The organism is Curtobacterium sp. A7_M15 (genome assembly GCF_030705415.1).
Lineage (GTDB): Bacteria > Actinomycetota > Actinomycetes > Actinomycetales > Microbacteriaceae > Curtobacterium.
Genome location: NZ_JAUZED010000182.1, coordinates 1 through 3698 on the forward strand (window position 1 = coordinate 1; position 3698 = coordinate 3698).

4 protein-coding genes are annotated in these 3698 nt (G+C 71.1%); 3 read left to right on the forward strand and 1 reads right to left on the reverse strand.

Translation table 11 applies throughout. The annotated features are described in order from the left end of the window. Window positions 1-47: 47 nt before the first annotated feature. Window positions 48-443 (reverse strand): VOC family protein, encoded by a 396-nt coding sequence (locus Q7F20_RS18015; protein ID WP_305741434.1) that lies wholly within the window; start codon window positions 441-443, stop codon window positions 48-50. Window positions 444-522: 79 nt separating this feature from the next. Here Q7F20_RS18015 and Q7F20_RS18020 point away from each other — a divergent pair, with 79 nt between their 5' ends. From Q7F20_RS18020 to Q7F20_RS18030, 3 genes are all read left to right on the forward strand, one after another. Then, window positions 523-1545, forward strand: a complete 1023-nt coding sequence (locus Q7F20_RS18020) for a GNAT family N-acetyltransferase (RefSeq protein WP_305741435.1) — start codon at window positions 523-525, stop codon at window positions 1543-1545. Between the two features lie 208 nt (window positions 1546-1753). Next, the gene (locus Q7F20_RS18025) at window positions 1754-3424 is read left to right on the forward strand and encodes a GspE/PulE family protein (protein ID WP_305741436.1); all 1671 of its coding nucleotides are present in this window, start codon (window positions 1754-1756) and stop codon (window positions 3422-3424) included. 16 nt (window positions 3425-3440) lie between these two features. After that, a partial coding sequence (locus Q7F20_RS18030) for a hypothetical protein (RefSeq protein ID WP_305741437.1) occupies window positions 3441-3698 on the forward strand: 258 nt, incomplete at its 3' end.

Sequence of the window (3698 nt, forward strand, 5' to 3'; positions counted from 1 at the left end):
GCGGGCCCGCACCGCGCCTCCCGTCCCTCAGGAGCAGCGTCGGGGCGTCAGACCGCGCGGTCCGCCCCGTTGTCGCGTCCGGAGCCGCGACCGGTCTCGTCGACGAGGGAGAACAGGCTGAGCACGTTGCCGTCGGGGTCGCGGACGTCGAACCAGTCGACGGCTCCGTCGACGCACTCGACCGGGCCGATGTCGATGCCCAGGGCGCCGATGCGGGCGTGCTGTGCGGCGACGTCGTCCACGCCGAACCGGACGCTCACGGGGTTCTCCTCGGCGTCCTCGTCCTCGTAGAGCTGGATCCAGATGCCGCCGACCTCGTACTCGGCGATGCCCTCGTCGGGCTCGAGGTCCGGCTCGGTGCGCTCGAAGACCGCGCCGTACCAGAGGCAGGACGCTTCGATGTCGGTGACGGGCAGTCCCACGGTCACGCTCGTGATGTCCATGACTCATCATGTCCCGGACCGGGCCTGCACGTCGAGCACTTTCCGCCATCACACGCGTGACCGCTGGCAGGCTGGACGGATGGCAACGCTGCGCGAACGGATCACCGCCCCGGCCCACCTCGAGCTCCCGGTCCCGGTCGCCGGGCTGACCTTCCGTGCGGCGACGCGCTCGGACCTGGACGCCGTGCACGCCCTCGCCGTCGCGGCCGCAGCGGTCGACGATCCGCATGCTCGTCCCTCCACAGCGAGCCTGGAGCGGACGTTCTCCACAGAAGGGCTGGACCTCGCACGGGACACCATCGTCGGCGTCGATGCTGATGGGCATGTGCAGGCGTACGGCATCGTCATCGACGTCCCGTCCAGGGTCACCGCTGCCCGAGTGGTGCTCGAGGGCGCGGTCCACCCCGAGCTGCGGGGTCGGGGCATCGGCCGACGAGTGCTCGCCTGGTCGCTCGGACGCTCGCGGCAGCGACTCGTCGAGCTCGACCTCGACCTGCCGGCGACGATCTCGCTCGGGGCGCCGGACGGGTCCGGCGCCCTCCGGCTCGCGGCCCGCTCCGGGCTCGTGCCGGTCCGGCACTGGATCGACGAGCAGGTCGTGTTCGACGAACGCGCCGGTGTCGCGGTCCCCGCGGTGCCGGACGGGTACGTCGTGCGTGCAGCGACCCCCGACGACGTCGAGCCGCTCCGTGCGGCCAAGAACGACGCCTTCCGCGACCACTGGCGATCGCAGCCGATGGTCGAGTCGGACTGGCGCGGGTTCCTCACCGCGGCGACGGCCAGGCTCGACCTGGGTCGCGTCGTCGTCGATCCCTCGGGCCGGATCGTGGCGTTCGCGCTCGTCGAGGTGGACCCGGACGGCTTCGCCGCCCGCGGCCGGTCGTTCGGCTACGTGCACTGGGTCGGCGTCGTGCGGGCGGCCCGTGGGAAGCAGCTCGCACCGATCGTCCTGGACGCCGCGCTGCGGGCGATGGGTGCCGACGGGCTCGCCGCGGCGGTCCTGCACGTCGACGCCGAGAACCCGACCGGCGCCGGACGCATCTACGAACGGCTCGGGTTCGTCCGGGGTGCGGTGCACGTCACGGCGTCGACGACCCTCTGACGGGGGCCGCCACACCCGTCGGGGCGCCCTTCGTCGGCCGTGTCGATACCCGCGGGTACCCCTGCACTGGGGTCACCGGACACCCCCTCGCCCCCTCGTTGTGGGACTGCGGTGGCCGTTCCGTGCGGACGTAGCGTGGTCGGGCGTCGAACCCCTGCGGCGCTCGTCCCCACGAACCGCGCGCGACCCGAAGGAGGCTCCGCAGCTCATGGCCACGCTGTCCGAGATCCTCATCCTCAACGGAGCCCTGCCGATCGAGCACCTCGACTCGATGACCGGCGACGAGGAGATCGACGACCGTTCGATCCGTTCGCTCGTCGACCAGGGCCTCGTCAGCGAGGCGCAGTACATCACCGCTCGCGCCGCGTCGAACAACTCCAAGACCGTGCCGCTGACCGACTACCCGGTCGACGGCACCGCGGTGTCGATGCTCCCCGCGGCGCTCTGCCGGCGGCACGGCGTGCTCGGCGTCGGGTTCGAGGGCGACGTCCTCGTCCTGGCGATGGTGAACCCGACGAACGTGCTGGCGATCGACGACGCACGGACCGCCTCCGGCCGCCCGGTGAAGCCGCTCCAGGTCGAGGAGCGTGACCTCGCCGCAGCGCTCGACCGGTACCTGCGTGCCGACGACGAGCTGAACGACCTGACCTCCTCGCTCGAGGAAGAGGCGTCGACGCAGACGCAGCAGCAGGTCGACCTCACCGACGGCGCGCTCGACGACGTACCGATCGTCCGCTTCGTCAACCTGCTCGTGTCCCAGGCCATCCAGGACCACGCGTCCGACATCCACATCGAGCCCGGCGAGCACGAGGTCCGGGTGCGCTACCGCATCGACGGCGTGCTGCACGAGATGGCCCCGGCGCCGAAGAACATCCAGAACGGCGTCATCAGCCGGCTCAAGATCATGAGCGACATCGACATCGCCGAGCGTCGGAAGCCGCAGGACGGCCGCATGTCGGTGCGCCACGGCGGTCGGCAGATCGACCTCCGCGTCGCGACGCTCCCCACCGTGTGGGGTGAGAAGGTCGTCATGCGGATCCTCGACAACACGAACACGTCGATGTCCCTCAAGGACCTCAACCTGCTCGAGCAGAACTTCCAGGCGTACCAGCGCTCCTACTCGAAGCCGTACGGCATGATCCTCGTCACCGGTCCCACCGGGTCCGGGAAGTCGACGACGCTCTACACGACCCTCAACGCGGTCGCCCGTCCCGAGATCAACGTCATCACCGTCGAGGACCCGGTCGAGTACCGGATGGCCGGGATCAACCAGGTGCAGGTCAACCCGAAGGCCGGACTCACGTTCGCGTCGGCACTCCGGTCCATCCTCCGGTCCGACCCCGACGTCGTGCTCCTCGGCGAGATCCGCGACCACGAGACCGCACAGATCGCGATCGAGGCCTCCCTCACCGGTCACCTCGTCCTCTCCACGCTGCACACGAACGACGCCCCGTCCGCCGTGACGCGACTGACCGAGATGGACATCGAGCCGTTCCTCGTCGGGTCCGCACTCGACTCGGTGGTTGCCCAGCGTCTGGCGCGCCGACTCTGCGACCGGTGCAAGGCGCCGGCGCAGTACACGCCCGCGCAGCTCGTGGCGCTCGGCTTCGTGGCGACCGAGGACACCGCCGTCCCGGAGTTCTTCGGCCCGGTCGGCTGCGCCGTGTGCTCGAACACCGGGTACCGCGGCCGCATCGCCCTGCACGAGGTCATGACGGTGACCGAGGAGATCGAACGCCTCGCCGTCTCACGCGCCTCGAGCGCCGAGATCGGCCGCGTCGCGCAGCAGCAGGGCATGCTCACCCTCCGGCAGGACGGGTGGGAGAAGGTCAAGCTCGGCATGACGAGCATCGACGAGATCCTGCGCGTGGTCGCGTAGGCGTGGGAGTGGAACGATGACCGATTCCGTCTACGACATCTCCGTGCCCGGCGACGAGCCGGTCGCGGGGTGGCACCCGGGGCGTCCCGGCAACGAGGTCGGCGGGCGCCGAGCTGCCCGGCTCGCGGCCGCAGCGGCGCAGCAGCCGACGTCGCCGGCCGTGGAGGCGCGGATCACCCCCGCCTCGACAGCGCCGGTCTACGACCTGTCCGGTGACACCGCGTGGCCGGCTCCGGCTGCGACCGTCACCGGTGGCGCCGCGCCGTCCGGGTCC